18 protein-coding genes and 1 pseudogene are annotated in these 20,278 nt (G+C 39.7%); 3 read left to right on the forward strand and 16 right to left on the reverse strand.

Features of this window, described 5'->3' with window-relative positions; genetic code table 11:
- Window positions 1-38: 38 nt before the first annotated feature.
- From H9N25_RS06855 to H9N25_RS06905, 16 genes are all read right to left on the reverse strand, one after another.
- Complete coding sequence (locus H9N25_RS06855) at window positions 39-671, reverse strand: class I SAM-dependent DNA methyltransferase (RefSeq protein WP_190328381.1); 633 nt, start codon at window positions 669-671, stop codon at window positions 39-41.
- 50 nt (window positions 672-721) lie between these two features.
- Window positions 722-1,342 carry a Crp/Fnr family transcriptional regulator gene (locus tag H9N25_RS06860; protein WP_190328382.1) on the reverse strand — a complete coding sequence of 207 codons (621 nt, stop codon included), beginning with the start codon at window positions 1,340-1,342 and terminating at the stop codon, window positions 722-724.
- A 211-nt stretch (window positions 1,343-1,553) separates the two neighbouring features.
- Complete coding sequence (locus H9N25_RS06865; RefSeq protein WP_167293986.1) at window positions 1,554-2,111, reverse strand: hypothetical protein; 558 nt, start codon at window positions 2,109-2,111, stop codon at window positions 1,554-1,556.
- Window positions 2,112-2,158: 47 nt separating this feature from the next.
- Window positions 2,159-2,428: a hypothetical protein gene (locus H9N25_RS06870; RefSeq protein WP_190328383.1), complete on the reverse strand. Its 270-nt coding sequence runs from the start codon at window positions 2,426-2,428 to the stop codon at window positions 2,159-2,161.
- Between the two features lie 504 nt (window positions 2,429-2,932).
- Window positions 2,933-5,227 (reverse strand): GH92 family glycosyl hydrolase, encoded by a 2,295-nt coding sequence (locus H9N25_RS06875; protein ID WP_223833635.1) that lies wholly within the window; start codon window positions 5,225-5,227, stop codon window positions 2,933-2,935.
- Between the two features lie 50 nt (window positions 5,228-5,277).
- On the reverse strand, window positions 5,278-7,485 hold the full coding sequence (locus tag H9N25_RS06880; protein WP_190328384.1) for an alpha-N-acetylglucosaminidase: 2,208 nt from the start codon (window positions 7,483-7,485) through the stop codon (window positions 5,278-5,280).
- 9 nt (window positions 7,486-7,494) lie between these two features.
- Window positions 7,495-8,391, reverse strand: a complete 897-nt coding sequence (locus H9N25_RS06885) for an acyltransferase family protein (protein WP_223833636.1) — start codon at window positions 8,389-8,391, stop codon at window positions 7,495-7,497.
- Window positions 8,313-8,717, reverse strand: a complete 405-nt coding sequence (locus tag H9N25_RS24430) for a hypothetical protein (protein WP_223833637.1) — start codon at window positions 8,715-8,717, stop codon at window positions 8,313-8,315. Before H9N25_RS24430 ends, H9N25_RS06885 begins: the two co-directional genes overlap by 79 nt.
- A gap of 25 nt (window positions 8,718-8,742) precedes the next feature.
- Entirely contained in the window at window positions 8,743-9,720 is a 978-nt protein-coding gene (locus H9N25_RS06890) for a metallophosphoesterase (RefSeq protein WP_190328385.1), read from the reverse strand.
- Window positions 9,721-9,914: 194 nt separating this feature from the next.
- On the reverse strand, window positions 9,915-10,328 hold the full coding sequence (locus H9N25_RS24435; RefSeq protein WP_255524599.1) for a RagB/SusD family nutrient uptake outer membrane protein: 414 nt from the start codon (window positions 10,326-10,328) through the stop codon (window positions 9,915-9,917).
- A gap of 8 nt (window positions 10,329-10,336) precedes the next feature.
- Complete coding sequence (locus H9N25_RS24440) at window positions 10,337-11,140, reverse strand: RagB/SusD family nutrient uptake outer membrane protein (RefSeq protein ID WP_255524600.1); 804 nt, start codon at window positions 11,138-11,140, stop codon at window positions 10,337-10,339.
- Window positions 11,137-11,511, reverse strand: coding sequence for a hypothetical protein (locus H9N25_RS24445; RefSeq protein ID WP_223833639.1), 375 nt, complete (start codon window positions 11,509-11,511; stop codon window positions 11,137-11,139). The genes H9N25_RS24440 and H9N25_RS24445 overlap by 4 nt, the downstream gene beginning before the upstream one ends.
- 11 nt (window positions 11,512-11,522) lie before the next feature.
- Window positions 11,523-12,326 carry a SusC/RagA family TonB-linked outer membrane protein gene (locus tag H9N25_RS24450; protein WP_223833640.1) on the reverse strand — a complete coding sequence of 268 codons (804 nt, stop codon included), beginning with the start codon at window positions 12,324-12,326 and terminating at the stop codon, window positions 11,523-11,525.
- Window positions 12,323-13,963: a SusC/RagA family TonB-linked outer membrane protein gene (locus tag H9N25_RS24455; RefSeq protein WP_223833641.1), complete on the reverse strand. Its 1,641-nt coding sequence runs from the start codon at window positions 13,961-13,963 to the stop codon at window positions 12,323-12,325. The genes H9N25_RS24450 and H9N25_RS24455 overlap by 4 nt, the downstream gene beginning before the upstream one ends.
- On the reverse strand, window positions 13,927-14,562 hold the full coding sequence (locus H9N25_RS24460; protein WP_223833642.1) for a carboxypeptidase-like regulatory domain-containing protein: 636 nt from the start codon (window positions 14,560-14,562) through the stop codon (window positions 13,927-13,929). The genes H9N25_RS24455 and H9N25_RS24460 overlap by 37 nt, the downstream gene beginning before the upstream one ends.
- Before the next feature lie 63 nt (window positions 14,563-14,625).
- The gene (locus H9N25_RS06905; protein WP_190328386.1) at window positions 14,626-15,513 is read right to left on the reverse strand and encodes an inositol oxygenase family protein; all 888 of its coding nucleotides are present in this window, start codon (window positions 15,511-15,513) and stop codon (window positions 14,626-14,628) included.
- 495 nt (window positions 15,514-16,008) lie between these two features.
- Between H9N25_RS06905 and H9N25_RS06910 the strand changes: the two genes are divergently transcribed.
- From H9N25_RS06910 to H9N25_RS06920, 3 genes and pseudogenes are all read left to right on the forward strand, one after another.
- Window positions 16,009-17,016, forward strand: coding sequence for a LacI family DNA-binding transcriptional regulator (locus H9N25_RS06910; protein WP_167293994.1), 1,008 nt, complete (start codon window positions 16,009-16,011; stop codon window positions 17,014-17,016).
- Window positions 17,017-17,142: 126 nt separating this feature from the next.
- Window positions 17,143-18,770, forward strand: a pseudogene (locus tag H9N25_RS06915) (sodium/sugar symporter).
- A 54-nt stretch (window positions 18,771-18,824) separates the two neighbouring features.
- Window positions 18,825-20,243 (forward strand): glycoside hydrolase family 28 protein, encoded by a 1,419-nt coding sequence (locus H9N25_RS06920; RefSeq protein ID WP_190328387.1) that lies wholly within the window; start codon window positions 18,825-18,827, stop codon window positions 20,241-20,243.
- The last annotated feature ends 35 nt before the right edge of the window (window positions 20,244-20,278 follow it).

Raw genomic sequence — 20,278 nt, forward strand, 5'->3', positions numbered from 1 at the left:
CCTAAAACTATATAAACCAGCTTAATGTGTTGCTTAGGTTATTTAATTTTGCAAACAAGCACCAGATCGGTGATGATTAAACCATCCTTATCTGGAGAACTATAGCGTTTTAAAATGAGGGTTTCAAAGTTATTCTCCCTGAGTGCAGTAGATAAGTAATCTTCCTTATGGTAATTTACATATACTTGGTCGCCTGTACTGGATATTTGATACCTTGATTTATTATTTTCGTCTTCCTCCATGGTGCTCAGATAAAAAACACCATTTGGTTTTAACAATTTCGAAACATTTGCAATTAGATTAATGGCTTCTTGCGGGGTTAAATAGGGCAGACAAAAGCCGCAGGTAATCCCGTTAAATTTCGTTCTTATGGTGTCAATCTCTCGGCAGTCCATAAGTTGGAATTGAGCTTTAGGATTGTTGATCTTGGCAAGTTTGAGCATTTTTGATGACAGATCGATCCCCAAAATTCGGTAATCAGGTTTCTTATCCAACAGGAATTTGGTGATGTTTCCAGGGCCGCAGGCAATATCCAAAATACTGGCATTGTTTGCCGATATATTATCGAAAAAGACTTTGAATGCTTCGGTATATAAGCTAACATCCATAAATTTTTCCTGGTATATTTTTGCTGATTTGTTAAATGCTTCAGCAGCTTTTAATATTTTCATCCCTTCATCAGATTGTAAATAATAGAATTAAAAATGGCGTATATCCGTTGTTATATTTTTTTGTTTTCGCTTGATCGGATCCTGCTCAGCGTTTCCAGCCGTAAGCCAAGGAACGAAGCAATATATCGGAGCGGTACACGGTTAATCATCCAGGGAAACGCCTGAAGCAGATGTTTATAGCGGCCAGTAGCAGATGGAATCTGGCAGATAAAACCCCTGTCATATGCTGCTCTGTAATAAAGCTCCATAATCTTTCTCCCAATGATGTTCGCTTCTGCAAAATTTTCATAAAGCATAGTCGAGAGTTCATGAGGTATGGCAATCAAATCTACATCCTCTATTGCCTGGAGGTATTCGTCTGATTCTGCTGCAGTCCAAAGATTGCGGATGGTTCCTACTATTTCATATTCCTGGCATATCCATGAAGTAATCTCGGTTCCCGAGTCCTTGTAAAATCCCCTTACTACTCCTTTTAAAATCAGGTAAAGATATCTATTGCGGTCTATTGGGGAAATAATATATCTGTTTTTACGGAAACTCACCGGAAAGGTGAGGGCATCGATAAGTGCCTCCATTTCTGTTGTTAGCGGGTGAAAGGTATTGTATAGGGCAATAAGTGGAGAAACGCCGTTATAAGAGTCCCATTTGCTGTTTTCTTGTGCTCCGGCCATGATATAGTAGTTTAGCTTTTTCAGATAGCATAATAAAAGTAATTAAAAGACCAAACTTTTCAAATTTTCGCGTTTAAGATTAGCCTGTTAAGCTGATCATTTTGCTGGCACCTGTACCTTTTTATTTACTGTTTTTAAAAGGTTGATTGCAAAAAAAAATATCCTGTTTTGAACCTCTTGTTTGGTCTGCAATTAGACCATGTATTGCAATTTAACACTTATTACGTTCAAAATAGATGATATTATTATCGAAGTTGCCCTGGTAAGGATTCCCTTTTGCTCGAAAACCATTGGCTACAAGAAAACGCTGACTGCTGGGGGTAGCTGTTGTAGAAAATACAATACCATGGTGATAACTGATTTTTTTGAGTAACATTCTCTTTAATGTGCTGCTGATTCCCTTTTTACGGACCGATTCGCGGGTGAAGGAATAACCAATCTCTAAAAACGGTTTATCTATGTTCGTAATAATTCCAGCTTTTTTATACACTTCTTGCAGGTAAGAAATAGTAGGCCTTTTAATAGCCGAAATGCCAACCAGCTTTTTGCCATTGTAGCAGAATGCAAGAAACGCTGCATTGAAAATCTTTAAGGGCAGATCAACAGGCGAAACTTTATTTCCCTTTCTCAATAGTAAATAAAAGTGATGGAGCTGGATCATCGAACAATCGCATGGCCTTTTGATTTCAAAGTAGCAATTGCCGAGAAAATTCGGTTGATCATTATAATCCTGATAAAATACCAGGCCGGTAGATATATTGTGGTTCATCAGAATAAATTTAGGTGAGGGTTGAATTTGCCTGTTTTTGCGGCAACTTATTTGTGTTTAGCACTTAACGATGTCCGCAAAGGACCTGATAAGGCAAGCATTTCGCATACTTTATCATTCCAGTCTATCAACGCATCTTCGGGCGAAGTTCCAAGACCTGAAACATCGTGTTCCTCTTCAAAGGATAATACCGCGTAAAAGCAATCGCCATCCTGATATACGGATGGTCTAAACTGCATCACAAAAGTGGGTAACCTGTACTTCTTATAATCAAAATCCACAAGTTTTCCCGGGATCGTTCGGGCCTGCTGTTTCATGGCTTGCTGTTTTATTGAAACGTTGTTGTTTAACTTTTTTCTTACGATAAACAAACGTACCTGTAAAATAGCCAATCAATGTTTCCTTAAGGTTAGCAGGTTATTGTTTGTTTGTTAAGTATTTGGTGGGCTGTGTTTGGCGAAAATAACAGGTTATATATTTCTGATAGGGTAGGTCATGTTGTATTACCATAACATGTTGAGCAGGAAAATAAAGGTGATAGATGTTTTGACCAATAAAAATAAAATTTTCTTCCGTTAATCTTTTTGGCATAGATATAGTCAAATCAATCTATACAGTACTGGCAATGAAAGTTGAAAAGAAAACTTTAAACACATCAGATAAAACCGAGAATGAGGTGGATGAAAGCGTCTTCCCTAAAGGAATGATATTTTTTATCCTTGGGCTAAGTGTGCTATTCATAATTTTGATCTTGTTTAAAGTTTAACAAGCTAAAATGTTTCTTGAGTATTTAGATGCCCGCTTTATTCTGGCTACGGTGTTTAAAGCGTGGCCGGCTCATCCTGGAGATAAAAGATCAGTTCCCCACCCTGAACCAGCAATTGATGTGTGATTTGGTTTTGGGTAAAAGGTTTTCCATTTAAAATGATTTTTGCGTTATAAATAGATTTTTTATTCTTTTTAATGGCTGTTATGGTTAATTTTTTACCGTTGTTGAAAGATATTACAGCCTGTTTAAATAAAGGACTGGTTAGCTGATAGTTTCCTGAAACAGGATCTACCGGGTAAAAACCAAGAGCTGCAAATACATACCAGGCCGACATCTGTCCGGCATCGTCGTTACCGCTTAATCCGCCTGCACCTTCACCATACTCTTCTGCCATAATGCGTGAGACCTGCAGCTGTGTTTTCCATGGAGAGGAGGTATAATTGTACAAAAATGGAATTTGGTGGCCAGGTTCATTTCCATGCCAGTATTCTTTTTTATGAAAGAGCGAATCGAGCTCGTTTTCGAGGTTTTTACGTCCACCCATCAACCTGATCAGTCCGGGCATATCATGCGGAACATAAAAAGTATACTGTCTTGGGGTTCCTTCTGTAATATAGGGTTCGCGATGATCGGGATGAAAAGGTTTATACCAGCTGCCGTTGGCAAAGCGCCCTCTAACCATTCCAACATTTGGATCAAAGATATGCTGGTAATTGAGTGATCGTTTAAGAAGTTGTTGGTAATCGGCTTCTTTACCCAGATCTTTCGCGATACTTGCTAGTGCATAATCATCGTATGCATATTCCAAAGTCCTGCTTACCTGTTCCTTTTTATGAAAAGCGTTAGGGATACTGTCTTCTAACGGAATATAGCCGTATTTTAAGTAACTGTTAATGCCACGTCGACCTTTTCCATTCAGATAATCGACAGAATCGGGCATTTGAAACGCATTTTGCCTCATCAATCGGTAAGCTTCATTAATATCATAATTACGGATACCTTTATTATATGCCGAAGCAATGAAAGCAGTAGCGTGATCACCGATCATGGCGGCAGTATAACTGTTCCAGCAGGGGAAAATGGGTAGCCAACCACCTTGTTGCCCTTTTAGTACCAATGAATTTGCGAAATCGTTGGCCAGGTTCGGTTTTAAAAGTTCTATAAGTGGTAATTGGGCACGGTAAATGTCCCACATTGAAAAATCATCATAATAGTTTCCCTTTTTTAAGACTTTTTTTATGTAGTTACCTGCAAATTGTGGGTATCCACCGTCTACATCATTAAATAAACGTGGGTGTTGCTGCGCATGGTAAAGTGCGGTGTAAAAAATCCGCTTATTTTTTTCATCAGGATCGCTAACCTTTATCTGGCCAAGCGATTGCTCCCAAACCTGGCTGGTTTTAGCCACAACTGTTTCGAAATCGGCTGTATTGATCTCGGTTTCGAGGTTAAGTTTTGCTGCAGTTATGCTGGTAAAAGAAGTGCCAGCGTAAATATTAATGGTTTCTCCTTTTTGTAGTTTAAAGCCCAGATAGGCACCTAAATCTTTTTGGTTTTTAATAGATTGATGTGCTGAAACACTGGCTCCGGTAAACACACCACTTGTTGTAAAGCCTTTGTTTATGCGAATAAAAAAATAGCCGCTAAAGCCCGCCGGCTGTCCCCAGCCCTGGTAAATACGATGAACAGGGTTATAACCCGAAATTTCGCCTTTCTGGCGGTCAATTTTGATATATCCTTTACGTTGATCACTATTTGGAGTAATTAACAGATAAACACTGTCTGCCTTTAGTGCTGTAATTTTAATTAGGCCACAACGCAAAGTTGCGGTAGCCTCAGTGAGCAGGTTATAACCTGGTAAATTGGTTTTGTAATACGCAGGTGTAGCTACTTCATCCGTATGTGCATAATCAACAGCGTAATCTGTTGGACTGGTTTTCAGTTTTCCAGCAATGGGCATAATGGTAAAGCTACCATAATCTTGCGTACACGAGCCGCTGATCCAATGACTGGCCCTGATGCCATAAAATTTCTTATTGTTGTAATAATAGGGGGCAAGGCATTTTTTTTCCGAAAGCTGGGTTTGTGGCGTCCACTGGGTCATGCTAAAAGGTGGCGCAACGGCTGGTATGGTGTTGGCCAGCCTTTCTGTTTTGTCTTCTACATGTTGGCTGGCCAGTGTAGTACTGATCGAGGTACCCGAAAATGGCTGTACATATTTGATAATAGATTGCTGCGCAAAAGCCATGCTACCGGTAAGTATGAAAAGCAATAAACTGGATAGGAAAAATGTGAGCCAGCGAATAGTATTCTGACCTCGCATTGTAAATTGGATAACATTTTTCATCGGTAAAACTATCATATAAAGCTTTTAATAACCTTTTTGCCATAGAGAAATTACTGGTGTATTATCCCCATGGTTTTGCGGTATTTCTGATACATTTCCAATGCTAAATTTACCGGATTCCCAATAGCCTTGGTTGGATAGTCTTTTCGCTGGTTTACCCATTTCCATTCCCAGTTGCTTACGTCTTCATTAAACTGGCTGCTATTAAAATCGCTATGCTGTTTTAAAGATTGTTCGGCGCGGGTAAAGAAAAGTTGCCACCTTGGTTTATAAAAATCAGTAAGCAAGCCACTCCACTGCCTGCAGGCATACTCGTTCAATGGGCTTTTGGCGTCACCCCAAAGGGTAATCAGGTCTTTTGCATTCATTTCGTAAAGTGCTTTTTCAGCTGGGGTTTCTCCCCATCGCCTGGCATCACTTACCCATGGCCCAAGCATAAAATCTTTTCTGCTGGACAAAAGCCTGTCCATATCATCAATCAACTGTATAAATTTGCTGCTTTCTTTTTTAAATGTAACCAGATCTTTTTTGCGATAAGCCGCAACAATGTTTTTTTGTATAGGCAGGGCGTAATTGGCCATTACCTGCCGGGTAATATCAACCAGATCGTATTGAAAGCCATCACTGGTTTTGCAAAGTGCTGCAGCTTTTACAAATTCATCCCAGCCGAAGAGCAAATCCTTTTCCCGGTAATTTAAGGTGGTTTTTGCCCAGCGGGTTAACGAATCGAAGGTAGGGCGTGCCTGAATAATCGATTCGGCACCATCTCTGATATATTTATCAGCCGGTACGTTGTAAACGGTTTTTCGTAATATTTCCCAGCCTTTTAAAGCATTTACATTACTTTTTCCGTAGCGGTTGCGTACGAATTTAGGTAACCAGGTTTTCAGATCTATAGGTTTAGCTTGCCAGACATTGTCCATCATCAGCTCATAAAGTACCGGATTTTGTTCTATACCTTCCATGCTGAGACCTATGCCTTTCATTTTGCCACTTTGTGGATTATTAAGGGCTTCGGCTGGCGCAGTTGCCACCACATCCATCCGGCCAAACAGGTTGGTGTTGCCACCAAAGTTGTGTAGCATATTCCAAATCCAGGGCTTGCCGTAAAAACCTTGTGTGCGTTTCCAAACCGGTTCAATTTCAGTTGCCAGGTCCAGTAAAATCATCTTATCGTTTGGCACCGCCTTTAATAAGGCCTCTGTTTGTGGCTCTTTCCAAAATTTTCGATCGCTGTAAAACAGCCATCCCTGCATCACCCATACGGCCTTCGGATCAGCCTGTGCCATGCCATCGTAAACCCTTGCACTCAGTTTGCCTAAAAAATCGGGATCGGCAGAGGGTGGCTCATTCTCGTTAAAGGTATCGGCCGAGTAAAGGTGATCGGTGCCTAATAATTCGGTTTGTTTCTGCAGAAATTTCTTCCCGATCTGTGCAAACATCGGATCTTCAGAATCAAGGATATAGGTGTCGGCAAAACCATTGGTCCAGTTGGTTGCTTTTAATTTAGCATTCGGGAATTTATTTTTGAACGCTGCTGGCACATGTCCGGTAAAGGCGGGCAGTACTGGTTTCATCCCCAGCGATCTTTGCCGGGCCAAAATTTTCTTTTGCAGTTCAAAGTGGCTTTTCATCCAACTTACCGGAAGCGGACCACCCCAACCATCAATATTACCCATCCAAAACCACGAGAAATAAGCAGGTCCGGTAAAAAAACCTTTAAGTTCTTCATCTGAAAAACCCATTTCTTTATATAAAAGGTACCAGGTATATTCTTCGCCTGTAATGGCAAGGGGCATGTTGATTCCATGTAAGGCCATCCAGTCTATCTCTTTTTCCCAACGCGACCAATCCCACCAGCTCATACTATAATTAAACGTACAATAGTTTAAATAGTAGCGGTAATCGTAAGGTGTTTCCTTTCTTATTTTCGTTTTTATAGGAGGTAGGGTAGCAGGTAGGTTTAAATTGGTGCCATTCCAGGTAATCTGGCAGTGCGCGTATTCGGTTAAATAATAATAAAAAGCCGAAGCCAGGGCAACACCGCTGCTGCCACTCAGGATGATCTTATTGTGTTTACTTTCAATTTCAAATACATCCTTACCGTTTACTTCGGCAATACTTTTGGTAACGAATGCCTGGTGTTGTTTTGGTAAAATCCGTGCAATAAGTTGATCAGAAGCGGATAGGTATGCCTGAGACCACAGGTTATTGAACGATAGTACGAGCAGTGCTACAAATAATATTTTTATTTTCATATTAAATTTTTAGGAACCACTTTTTATCAAGAGGAACTTTAAGCCAAACAATTGTATTAGAAGTACACCAGTCCATACGCCTGCCTGTTGCCATGCGGTAGGGATGGTATTAATGATTCCGCCGAAGAGGAAGTTGGAAGTAGATTCGAAATTAAACAGGCCGTGAGCAAAAATGTAAATTAAGATCGAATTGGTACCTATCCATACCATGGGCATGCACCATTTTTGATAACTGCACACATCGATAAAATAATAGAAAAGTGAAAAAAGTATCATGCTCCAGCCGCCCGCAAAGAGTACGAAGGTGCTGGTCCACATGGTTTTGTTGATGGGAAAAAGGAAGCTGCCAACTAGTGCAGTTAACAGTAGTGTAATGCCTGCAATAATTAAATACAATACTTTTTTATTGGGGTTGGGGCACACTGTTTTATTCTTTATAAATGAACCGGTAAATATACCCAGCATGGCCGAGCAGGTGGCTGGTATAGTGCTCAGTAGGCCTTCCGGATCGTAAACTGTACGGTGAAGTTTGCCGGGAAGTAATAAACGGTCTATATAGGCAGAAAGGTTGCCCTCGGGCGTGAATACGCCACTGCCAAAACCTGGAACAGGTACAAAACGCATTAGGAGGTAATAGCCAACCAGGATAGATACAAACCAGATTATCTGTTTTTTAAGTGGGGTATTGAGGTAAATTAAAGCCGCAAAAAAGGTTGCCAAACCAATACGGCCCAGTACACTAGCAAAACGGATATGCTCATAACCTTTCCATTGCAGCAGGCCGTTTACGACCATACCCAGTAAAATTAAAATCAGGGTTCTTTTAATCAGCGCATAATAAATCTTACCTGTTGAAGCATTTCCGGTCTCTTTATCCGTAAAATACTTCTGATAAGAAAAAGGCATAGATACCCTGAAATAAATATAAAAAGTGGGAAAATAAGATCGTAAAAGGTAAAGCCATTCCAGGGCGAGTGGTGTAGCTGGTTACTGATGCCTATCAATATCCTTTCAAATAAGGAAAGGCCCGGATTGGTTGCAATGGTCCAGTCGTATGGGTTTTGCACCAATGTATGGTCTTCTTTAATGCCATTGGCCAAACCATGAAAAATACCTTCGCCGCTCACAATCCAAAACATGTCAAAGCCACGTAAGGCATCGAGTGAAAGCAGCCGTTTAGGTTTAGCTGCTGGTTGGGCTGTTGAAGTAACTGTGCTGCTTGGTTGATCCATGGTGCTGACGACGCTTATTTTTGGATTATTTTTTAATTAGGGTGTTATAAATAATCTCACCCTGATCGTTAATGGCTTGTACGCGTAACTGGTTGTTGTTAACAGAAAATAACATAAAACCATATTCTGATGCCACCATTTCGGCATCGGTGATAAGTTTTACAGGTGTTTTTTCAGAAGCTGAACCAGAAATAAAATAATGTGTTTTTCCGGCAGGTTTAATGTACTGCATACTGTGTTCGTGCCCGGTAAGATACACATCTACGCCGTATTTTTCAAAAGTTGATTTTAATGAATTGCGTACTGCTTTGGTATCATATGCCTCGGTTCGGCTGCCGCCAGTATAAATAGGGTGGTGGCCTACCACAATTTTCCATTTAATTGCAGGGTCGGTATCTGCCAGTGTTTTAATCAGCCAGCGTTTCTGCGCTGTGGTATCTTGTCCTTTAACATTTGGACCATATTCGGCATTACTATAAAATTCGGGAATAAGTGGATTGGTGTCAATAAAAGCAATTAACACCTGGTAATTGAGGTCGCCATTGATGGGGAATTTTTTTGCATAATATCGGGCAGGCATTTTCCACCTGCGGCTGATTTTTGAGTAATCAACCTGTGCATCGGGGTTTGATTTATAATCGTGGTTACCCAGTACAGGGTACCAGTCCCATTGCAAAGAAAAGTCGGTATATATATCTTCGAAAGAATATTTAAAAGAGGGATCTTGCGCGCTGATTACGCCACTCGGATAAAAGTTATCGCCGGTAGAAATAATAAAATTAGCCTTAACATCGGATGCTGTAATACCCATCTGCTTGGCTACCTGCTTTTGATGATCAGCACCATTACGGCCCCAATCGCCCATGGCGATGAAATTTAAAGCATTACTTTCTTTAATCAGGTTTTTTGTTGCTGAAGAGGCCTGGGGTGAGTTTTTTATTAAAGTTTGTGCATGTAATACGGAAGGAAGCAACAGAATAGATAAAAGTAATTGTTTAATCATAAAGGGGGATTGAAATGTGTAAATGAGTTAGGCACCAATGCGAAGAAGAGGATGTATCGTAAATGTTGAATTGTCATCCTGAGTCTGTCGAAGGTCCTGTCTCAACAGCTTATAAAGCGTTTTGACAAGCTCAACGTGACAAACTTTTAGAGAAAATTGTGTTATGATACAACCTCTTCTAAGAAAAATATATATTAATTGTATCCGGGATTTTGTTTCAATTTAGGATTTAATATAATGGCTGATGCCGGTATTGGCATTAACCTATGGAAGGTCTGTGCATCTGTTTTAAAGCCCCATGTTCCTTCATACTTACCGAAACGGATCATATCGTTACGGTGCCAGCACTCCCAGGCCATTTCTCTGCAGCGTTCTTTATATAAATCGTCTAAGGTAACTGATGTCCATGCAGGTGAAGTTGTACGAACAGCACGTAACTGGTTTACCAATGATAAAGCCGTTTGACCTTGCGTAGGTGTTGCACCTCTTAATATGGCTTCGGCTTTCATTAATAAAATATCAGAATACCTAAAAACAGGTACATCGTTATTTTGGTTTCTGCTCGATGAGGTACTATCGCAATAAAATTTATTGTTTCTGTAACCCATATTCCAGGCTATTTCATCATTTCCGGCATCAAAAGGTCTGGATGCATCCTGAGGGTAACATTCGGCGTAATATCTACCTGGTAAGTAAGTGCAGCTGAACCATCAGAACCGGCATAAAATTGATCGTATCCTTTTTTAGTGGTAGCTACTGTTACTGGTCTGCCGTCATTCAAAAATTGTGGTCCCTTAATCCATTGTGCATTTCTTTTATCGTTAGGATCGTTGAAATTTGCATAAAATTCTGGTAAAGTACTCATCGGGGCACTTGGTGTAAATTTTAAGCTGTATTTTGCCTGTAGCGATCTTGGTAACGAATACCTCGAATAGATCATATATCCGTTACTAAATCCAGGATCGAAAGGGATAGCAAAGATAAATTCCTTTATCTGAGGACCATTATCAATGAAGAACATTTTTCTATAATCGCTTTCCAAGCTGTAAGGAGCTCCTGAGGCACCAATAATGGCATCACACATGGCCACAGCATCGTTATACCGTTGAGTCCCGGTATATACTTCTGCATTTAAGTACATCTTGGCTAATATAGCATAGGCTGTATATTTATTTGGGCGGCCATAAGTAGCTGTTCCTACAGCACTGCTTAAATTGGGCAATACTTCTTTAAGTTCCGCTTCAATAAAATTGAAAACTTCCTGGCGTGATTTGGTTTCGGGTGGGGTTGTTTGTCCGAAAGTGGTTACAATTGGGATATTACCCCATAAATCCATCATCATGAAAAATGCTAAGGCTCTTGTCGCCCTCACTTCAGCTACTGCTGCTGTTTTTCCTGGAGATTCAGCAGCGTCTTTCAATAAAAACAAGCTTTGGTTTGCCTTACTGATGGTTGCTGAAAGCCATCCCAACCGCTATTAATATGCCCATTGTCTTTAGTCCACGAGTGTTTGTGGTGCATTTCGAATACGCCACCGTCGTACCAGTTTCCGCCTCTGGCTGGCATAATGGATTCGTCGGTACTTAACGACTGCATAAAGAAATAATCGGTACTCCAGTTTTGACGAAGCTGTACATATACCTGACCGGTTAGCTGTATAAAGTGTTGGTCTGTTTGCGGAAATGTTTCAGGAGTTAGCTGTGTTTCCACTTTTAAATCCAGTTTATGGCAGGAAGTTAATACGCCTAGCGATAACGCAGTTCCTGCAATGTATTTGATAAGATTTTTCATCTTCTTAAGTTTTAGTTAAATGATACGTTTAACCCGAATAAAAATGTTCTGGTTTTAGGATAAAAGTTATTGGTATCTACCCCTGGTGCAGTACCACCCTGATTGATCTCTGGGTCTATTCCTTTATAACCGGTAATTACGAACAGGTTATTCGCTGTGGTGTACAATCGAATAGAATTTACACCAGGAATAAGGCCTTTTTTGAAAGTATATCCAAGTGTAGCATTATCTAAACGCAGGTAACTGCCATTCTCTAAGAATCTGCTCGAATATTTATAGGAGTTGAAATCAGATACTGATTCATTTTCAACCTCAACAGGGATATTGGTGAACTGGGCAGTGCTGGGGCGGAATAAATCAGCGCGTGTAACGTTCATAATTTTAACGCCTAATGCCGCTCTCATGAATACGCTTAAATCAAAATTCTTATACCTGATGTTGTTTGACCAACCTAATAACGCTTTCGGTTGTGCATTTCCAAGAATATAATAATCGGTTTTGGTGAGCGGGGTCTTTGTGAGGTTACCGTTAGCATCATAATACTGTGAAACACCATTTGCATCTTTACCTGCATATTTAAATGTGAAAAATGTTCCGATTGGTTGCCCTGGTTTAAGGGTCTGCAGTGTTAAACCACTTTGTCCGGCACCATCAGGAGAAACAGTCAATCGGTCTTCAATGTTAAATCTTGGATCATCCGATAGGGTAATAATTTTATTTTTATTATGCGCTAAGTTAAATCCGGTAGTCCAGCTAAAGTTGTCGGTGCTTACTGGCGTACCATTTAGAACCACCTCAATACCTTTGTTGCTCAAACTACCAACATTTGCTGTATAAGAACCTGCTGGAATAAGTTATTATCAACGCCAAATGTCAAAATCAAATCAGTTGTTTTTTTATCATATACGTCTACCGATCCGTTTAATCTGCCATTAAATAGTCCGAAATCTAAACCAATATTGGTCGTGGCTGTTTTCTCCCATCTCAAATCAGGGTTTTCGTTTTGGATGGCGCCATAAGCACCTTCTCTTGGCGAACCGTTATAATAAAACTGTCCTACCTGTCCGTAAATAAGTTTAGTGGTAAGTGGTGCAAATCCAAGCGAGTTACCTGCAATACCGTAACTACCCCTTAATTTAAGGGTTTTAAGAACGCCAGTGTTTTTAAAGAAACCCTCCTGATCAATGTTCCATGCTGCACCTACAGATGGGAAATAGCCCCATTTTTCGTTGGCACCGAATACATTCGACCCATCTTTTCTGATCGATCCCTGAATGAGGTATTTGTTTTTATAATTGTAATTAACCCTTGCAAAATCAGAAATCATTAAAATTTCCTGGTAAGTTACGTTTGGATTAAAATCAACTCTAAAATCAGGCACCGCGTATGGGTTTCCTAAACTTAAATTGTTATAACTAACCTGGTTGATCGGGAAATTTGTAGAAGTAGCCTGAAAACCATCGTTATTTAGCGATTGCTGATAAGAGTAACCCACTACGGCATTGATATCATGGTCGCCAAATTTTTTATTCCAGGTTAAGTACGTTTCTATAATTTTATTGGTGTTTTGATAAGCATTTCTTACCGCTACACCATCTTTACCCACCAGGTTTACAAAGCTTGGAGTTGCAGGTGGCTCTGGCGTATTACGAACATTGTTATACCTGGAAGTATAAATGCTGTTATAAAATGCACCATAAACGTTTTGGCTATTTTGGTAAGATGCAGAAACATCGTAAGAGAAGCCGAACGGTAATTTTAAGTTAACGGTTAAATTTCCTAGGATGTTTTTATTCTTCAGGTTCTCTGTACCGTTTTCGAGCATAGAAACCGGGTTATAGTAGCTGGTTTGGATTAAGTTATCAAAATAAGATCCATCCGGATTCTTTACCGGAGATGTTGGCAGGTAAGTAAGCATCTGTGCCAGTACCGTATTACGGTAAGGAACCAGGTTGGCGTTAGTTACCGAGTTGCTAATATTCAATCCAATCTTCAACTTGTCGTTTAAAGCCTTTTGTTCAATGCCAATGCGGCCAATAAACCTGTTTAAATCGCTGGTTTTAATAATACCATTTTGTTTAAAATAATTTAAACTGGCGTTGTAAGTGGTTTTCTCGGTACCACCGCTCAAAGATACATTGTGGTTGTACGATAAAGCATCACTGCGTTGTACCTCATCCTGCCAGTTGGTATTTGCTCCCTTATCATTTGCAGGGGTGAGGGCAGAATTATTTTTTGCCAGGAATGCCTTTAATTGATCGGCGTCCATCATGTCGTACCGGTTAGATACGTTTTCTATGCCAAAGTAACCATTATAAGCAATTTGTGCTGCACCTGTTGTACCTTTTTTAGTGGTTACCATGATTACACCATTGGCAGCCCTGTTACCATAAATAGCCGCAGCGGCAGCATCTTTTAATACGTCGATCGTGGCGATATCATCCGGTGCCAAATCGAAATGTCGGCACCAACTACACCATCAATTACAAATAAGGGCGATTGTGCACCGTCACGCAGGGTAGATGCACCACGCATAATGATTGCTGCGTTACGGTTCGGGTCGCCACTTCTGGTAATGTTTAAACCTGGAACTTTACCTTGTAACATCTGGCCAACATCGCTAATGGCACCTTTATTCAAATCATCGCCTTTAACAGTAGAGATAGAGCTGGTTAATGCTTTTCTTGAGCTTTTTCCGTAACCAACAACTACTACATCAGTAAGCGATGAACTGGCCTCGCTAATGATTACCTGGTAGGTAGATGCATTGGTTACGGTAAGTTCTTTTGTTTGATAGCCCAAAAAACTGAAGAGGATTTTATCTCCTGTTTTTGCAGAAATGGTAAAGGATCCGCCAGCACCAGTTGAGGTAACTTTAGTGGTTCCTTTAACGGTAACTGAAGCACCTACAATAGGCAGTTTAGTTTCGTCTATTAAATTTCCGGTAATTTTTCGTTCAGTTTGCGCAAAAGCAGTGTTGAACGACTGGCTGATCAGTAAAAGTAGCAAAAAGATGCCGGCATACTTTAAGCTCGTACATTTAAATCTCATAATTTTGTAGATTTAGGTTCATAAATTGGTTGTTTTGTTTAGTTATTGTTTTGAGATAGAATGTTAAAATTTAATAGTCGCTGGTAGATATTTGGCCACAAGTGCCTTGTAATAGGGCTCAAGCTCTGCCCAGCTTTTTTGATTTGGATTTTTAGAATACAGGTCGTATGGGTTAAACAGGTTAACCCATTTAAACATTTCATGATCCTTTTCATTCATCAGGTGATCGTAGGCATTTTCCCTGTGCTGTGAGTAAAAGGAATGGTAACGGAGCATGTATAAACCTGGCTCAGGGATGTAGGGCTTCATCATATGGTACACATATTCATCATGGCCCCAAGACATATCTACATTATCCAACCCGCAATTTTGAGTATAAACACCCAATTTGGTTTGATAAATTTCATTGTTGTAATCGGGATTCTGACTGAAAAATTCCGGATAAACAATTTTGTCTGAATAGGCACAACCTACAGGGAAAGTATCGCCCACTACAGCCCACTGTGGCTCGCCGAACAAACAAAGTACTTTACCCATATCGTGAATCAAGCCTACCAATACCATCCAATCCGGGTGTCCATCATTTCTGATGGCTTCTGATGTTTGCAGCAGGTGCTGCATCTGGTCTAGATCGGTATCAGGATCAGAATCATCCACCAACTTGTTCAAAAAATCAAAAGCACTCCAAATTGGCATCTCTTGTTTGTCGAACTTTAAATAATCTGCTTTTTTCTGTTTTACGAAATCGTATGTTTGATAAGTATGGTTTAGCCTGTAAAATTCTTTTACACTATCCTTTTCTGTTTCATCATAATTTCTGAACTGCTCTTCTTTTTTGTCAGCATTGATGTTTTTTGGATCTGGATAACGGATCAAAATATCCTCTTCCCACTGATCAAGGTTTTGCAACGGATTTTGGTTATCCTTTGCAGATGCGCTTTGGTTTCTCATAAGGCTAGAAATTGATTAGTTTAAAAATTTTAGTTGGTTAACTAGGTTAAAGTTGAGTTTTTGAAAGCTTAAAATTTTATGTTTTGCCAACTTTATTTACTTAAACGATTACGTAAATCCTTGTCTAGAATTGCGGAATATGAATTAAAATGTTTAAATTTAAATAGTTGATATAGGTTTTTGATCTCGCAGATGGCCCTTTTCTGCCTAAGGTGTTGGCGAGAGAAATACGCAAAAGAAAAAAAATAAACGTTGATATTACGATTATTTCATATTTTCGTTTGCGGCCTGATATTTATTCAAATAGGAAAAGATATCGGCTTGCTTAATCAGCTAAATGTTTTGAACATCAACTTCAATGGTTATATCCGTATAGCCAAAAAGCTGCTGTTTTTGATTAAGATGCTGGTAAAAAAGAGGAAGGCTTTGGTATATCGAATTCTCGCGGTAAAGGCCAGGTAAACCTCAAAAAACTAACAAACAAATTTTAAAGACATGGCAGAAGCAGTTAATATTAAGCGGTTGGCTCAAGAGTTGAATATTTCAATAGCAACCGTTTCTAAAGCTCTTAACGACAGCTATGAAATCAGTTTAAAAACTAAAAATAGGGTGTGGACCTTGGCTAAGGAACTGAATTACACGCCAAATCCGGCCGCCAGTAACCTCCGGAGCAACAAAACCAAAACTATTGCCGTAGTTATACCCTGCGTAGCAAATAATTTTTTCTCCCTATCCATAATGGGAATTGAAGAAATAGCCAGACAGTATGGTTACCATGTACTTATTTATCAAACCCATGAAAATATAGAAGCAGAAAAAGCCTTTACCAACAGTTTGTTAAACGGGCGGGTAGATGGCATTCTTACTTCAGTATCAAGCAGCGAATATAACAGTGAATATTATGCCAATCTGGTTAAGAAAATCCCTTTGGTATTTTTCGACCGGGTATATGAAAACCTGGATGCAGTTAGGGTAACTACTGATGATTATGAAATTGCTTTTCAGGCTACAGAACATTTAATTGAATGTGGCTGTACCAAAATTGCCTATTTATTTGGACTCGAAAATCTTCCGGCGGGCAAGGCAAGGTTTGCAGGTTATCTGGATGCACTGAAGACACATGGAATAACTTTTATGGAGCAACTTGTTGTTAAATATCATGACGGTGAAGAATTTAACCTGCAGCAGATAAAGGAATTGCTTGGGAAGCATAAACCAGATGCACTTTTTTCTTCTATTGAAGAATTTATTATTCCTGCTTACCGCGCCTGCAGGGATTTGAGTTTACAGATTCCAAATGATGTTAAAGTACTCAGTTTTTCTAACCTGAGTACCGCTGAGCTTTTAAATCCTTCGCTTACTACAATTTCGCAACCTGCTTTCGAAATTGGGCGTGAAGCAGCAAAATGTCTCTTCAAAATCCTTAACAACAAACAACTGGATGACGAACAGAATATCATATTGAAATCGGTGCTGACCAAGCGCGAATCTACAGGCGGTTAAGCGGATAAATCTATATTATTGTTGCCCGATGGGCGAAAACGTTTACGTAATTAAATAATCGAATTAAACCCTCAACATTGGGATTTTTTCTGATTTTTAGAAAAAACCAGATGTAAAAAAAACCTTATGAACCACTTGTCTGCATTCGATTATGCTGTTTTTTTGATGTATTTTATTATTGTTTCGGCATACGGCTATTGGGTTTATAGGAGCAAGAAAAAAAACGTACGGATACCAAAGATTATTTTCTGGCAGAAGGCTCACTCACCTGGTGGGCAATTGGTGCATCCATCATTGCTTCTAATATTTCTGCCGAACATTTTATTGGTATGTCGGGTTCGGGGTTTGCCATGGGGCTTGCCATAGCCAGTTACGAATGGATGGCTGCCGCCACGCTAATTATTGTAGCTATATTCTTTCTGCCTATTTACATTAAGAACAAAATTTACACCATGCCACAGTTTCTGTCTAACCGTTACAATAATACGGTAAGTACATTAATGGCTGTTTTTTGGTTACTTGTTTATGTATTTGTAAACTTAACTTCCATTTTCTTTCTTGGTGCCATCGCTATTGAAACGATTACAGGCATTCCTTTTAATATATGTATTATTTTCCTGGCCATTTTTTCTGCCATTATCACCCTGGGCGGCATGAAGGTAATAGGTTATACCGATGTAATACAGGTTTTTGTTTTAGTGGCAGGCGGACTGATTACCTGTTATATGGCGCTTAAACTTGTATCTGAGAAGTTAGATGCACCCAGTGTTTTGGCCTCGCTTCCTTTATTGCGCAGTGAAGCATCTGACCATTTTCATATGATATTTTCGAAAGGAGATAAATTTTATAGCGAATTGCCAGGTATTGCCGTACTGCTAGGCGGTTTGTGGATCAATAATTTAAATTACTGGGGCTGTAACCAATATATTGTTCAAAGGGCATTAGGAGCCGATTTAAAGACTGGGCGCAACGGCTTAATATTTGCCGCATTTTTAAAATTACTTATTCCGGTAATTGTTGTTATTCCTGGTATTGCAGCTTATGTGCTTTATCAGCGTGGTTATTTCCAATCCGAAATGCTCGATGCAGCCGGAACCGTTAAACCCGATCATGCTTACCCGGTACTCATGAATTTATTGCCTGCAGGGATAAAAGGACTGGCCTTTGCTGCGCTTACAGCCGCCATCGTAGCTTCACTTGCTGGAAAATGTAATAGCATTGCTACTATTTTTACACTGGATATTTACAAGAAGTTTATCAAGCCCGGAGCTTCAGAAACACGATTGGTTTCGGTTGGTCGCTGGTCTGTGGTTATTGCATCTTTAATTGCTATTGTTATTGCTCCGGCATTGCGTAGTTTCGATCAGGTTTATCAGTTCATCCAGGAATATGTTGGCTTTATTTCGCCAGGTGTTTTTGCTATCTTTTTACTAGGCTTTTTCTGGAAGAAAACCACTTCGCGTGCAGCACTTATCGCTTCTTTATTAACCATCCCTTTATCAACTTTTTTTAAATTCCTGCCTACTATAACCAGCGGTGCTATTGCGCCGATTCCTTTCTTGAACAGAATGTCGTGGGTATTTGTGATTATACTGGGTTTAATGGTTCTGGTAACATTAACCGATCCGAAAAGTAAAGATAATCCGCAGGGACTTGAAATTGACAGTAGCATGTTTAAGGTTACTCCGGCATTTACCATCGCTTCGGTTATTATCTGCGGTATTCTTGCAGCACTTTATACCGTTTTTTGGTAAGTGAATCTTTACTTAAGTCAGTTTATTGTACTTATTATTAATGAATTATAAAAAATGAAGGTTAAAATTTTACTCTTTTTTGCGCTGTTGATTTCTTTCGGTGCACTGGCCCAAAATAAATTATATAATATTAAAAACTATGGTGCGGTTGGCGATGGTAAAACCAACGATGCAGCGGCTATCCAGAAAACTATTGATGCCTGTTCGGCAGCTGGAGGTGGACAGGTAGTTATACCAGCTGGTTATGTGTTTTTAACTGGCCCGTTTAACTTGAAATCGTTCATTGATTTAAGGGTGGAAGGTGGTGCCAAGTTACTGGCAAGTCCTGACGAAAAGCTGTATACCCAAAGTGCTTTTAGAGAAAATAAAGGCGAGGGTACCATCTGGATTGGTGGAGAAAAACTTGAACAGGTAAGCATTAGCGGAAGCGGTGTAATTGATGGAAACGGGATTTCGTTTATGGGGGAGGAGCTTAGCGACTCCTATGTGTTAAAACCCTTTAATATTGTAGATCCCCGGCCGCATCTGCTTACTTTGATCGGTTGTAATAAATTGAATATAGATGGGGTAACTTTTCAGAATTCAGCGTACTGGACAGTTCATTTGGTTGGCTGTAATGATGTATCGATATCGAATATAACGTTATTAAACAGTATAAAGATCCGTAATAGTGATGGCATCGATCTAGACCACAGTAAAAACGTTCGGATTACCAATTGTTTTATCGAATCGGGCGATGATTGTATCTGCTTAAAGAACAGGCGCGAGTTTGAAGAATATGGTGCCTGTGAAAATATTGTGATCAGTAACTGTACCATGACTTCCAGCTCGTGCGCCATCAAAATAGGTTCTGAAAATATGGACAGGATCAGTAACGTACTTATCAATAATTGTAATATCAGGAAGAGCAACCGAGGCATTGGTATTCAAAACCGTGATGAGGGTACAGTAAATAATGTGATTTTCTCCAACCTGTTTATCGAGTCGAAACTCTTTTCGGATGTATGGTGGGGCAAGGCAGAGCCGATTTATATTACCGCTTATCCAAGAGCAACCAGCAACAATAAAGACGCTGGCTGGCGTTTGCCGAAGGGGCAAACCAAAGGCAGGGTTGGAGCGGTTAAAAATATTTATTTCAGTAATATCCGGTGTACTGGTGAAAGTGGTGTGTACATCAGTGGCGAAAGTCCTGATAAAATTTCTGATATCTATTTTGACCAGGTTAGTGTTTACCTTGATAAAACAACAAAAGAAGCAGGTGGAGTATATGATCGTAGGCCAAGCAATGTTGAAGGACTCGTTAAAAGTGCAATTGCAGGATTTTATTTTGAAAATACCGGGTACATCAGCTTACTTAACAGCAATGTAGTATGGGGTACAAATAAGCCAGACTATGCTGGGAAAGCCTTAGAGGGAAAGAATGTTAGTAAAATTAAAACGGTTAACTTTAGCGAAACTACAGTGGGTAAATAAAAAACAGAGGCTTAATTTATTAGATAAAAGCCAAT

Origin of the sequence: Pedobacter riviphilus (assembly GCF_014692875.1) — a bacterium.
GTDB classification, from domain to species: domain Bacteria; phylum Bacteroidota; class Bacteroidia; order Sphingobacteriales; family Sphingobacteriaceae; genus Pedobacter; species Pedobacter riviphilus.

Bases quoted from the DNA above. Each gene is read 5' to 3' on its own strand.
- H9N25_RS06870 (WP_190328383.1), bottom strand. From the start codon at position 2,428: ATGAAACAGCAGGCCCGAACGATCCCGGGAAAACTTGTGGATTTTGAT.
- H9N25_RS06910 (WP_167293994.1), top strand. From the start codon at position 16,009: ATGGCAGAAGCAGTTAATATTAAGCGGTTGGCTCAAGAGTTGAATATT.
- H9N25_RS24445 (WP_223833639.1), bottom strand. From the start codon at position 11,511: ATGAAAAATCTTATCAAATACATTGCAGGAACTGCGTTATCGCTAGGC.
- H9N25_RS06855 (WP_190328381.1), bottom strand. From the start codon at position 671: ATGAAAATATTAAAAGCTGCTGAAGCATTTAACAAATCAGCAAAAATA.
- H9N25_RS06875 (WP_223833635.1), bottom strand. From the start codon at position 5,227: ATGAAAAATGTTATCCAATTTACAATGCGAGGTCAGAATACTATTCGC.
- H9N25_RS24435 (WP_255524599.1), bottom strand. From the start codon at position 10,328: ATGGGTTACAGAAACAATAAATTTTATTGCGATAGTACCTCATCGAGC.
- H9N25_RS06860 (WP_190328382.1), bottom strand. From the start codon at position 1,342: ATGGCCGGAGCACAAGAAAACAGCAAATGGGACTCTTATAACGGCGTT.
- H9N25_RS06905 (WP_190328386.1), bottom strand. From the start codon at position 15,513: ATGAGAAACCAAAGCGCATCTGCAAAGGATAACCAAAATCCGTTGCAA.
- H9N25_RS06885 (WP_223833636.1), bottom strand. From the start codon at position 8,391: ATGCCTTTTTCTTATCAGAAGTATTTTACGGATAAAGAGACCGGAAAT.
- H9N25_RS24430 (WP_223833637.1), bottom strand. From the start codon at position 8,717: ATGGATCAACCAAGCAGCACAGTTACTTCAACAGCCCAACCAGCAGCT.
- H9N25_RS24460 (WP_223833642.1), bottom strand. From the start codon at position 14,562: ATGAGATTTAAATGTACGAGCTTAAAGTATGCCGGCATCTTTTTGCTA.
- H9N25_RS06865 (WP_167293986.1), bottom strand. From the start codon at position 2,111: ATGAACCACAATATATCTACCGGCCTGGTATTTTATCAGGATTATAAT.
- H9N25_RS06880 (WP_190328384.1), bottom strand. From the start codon at position 7,485: ATGAAAATAAAAATATTATTTGTAGCACTGCTCGTACTATCGTTCAAT.
- H9N25_RS06890 (WP_190328385.1), bottom strand. From the start codon at position 9,720: ATGATTAAACAATTACTTTTATCTATTCTGTTGCTTCCTTCCGTATTA.
- H9N25_RS06920 (WP_190328387.1), top strand. From the start codon at position 18,825: ATGAAGGTTAAAATTTTACTCTTTTTTGCGCTGTTGATTTCTTTCGGT.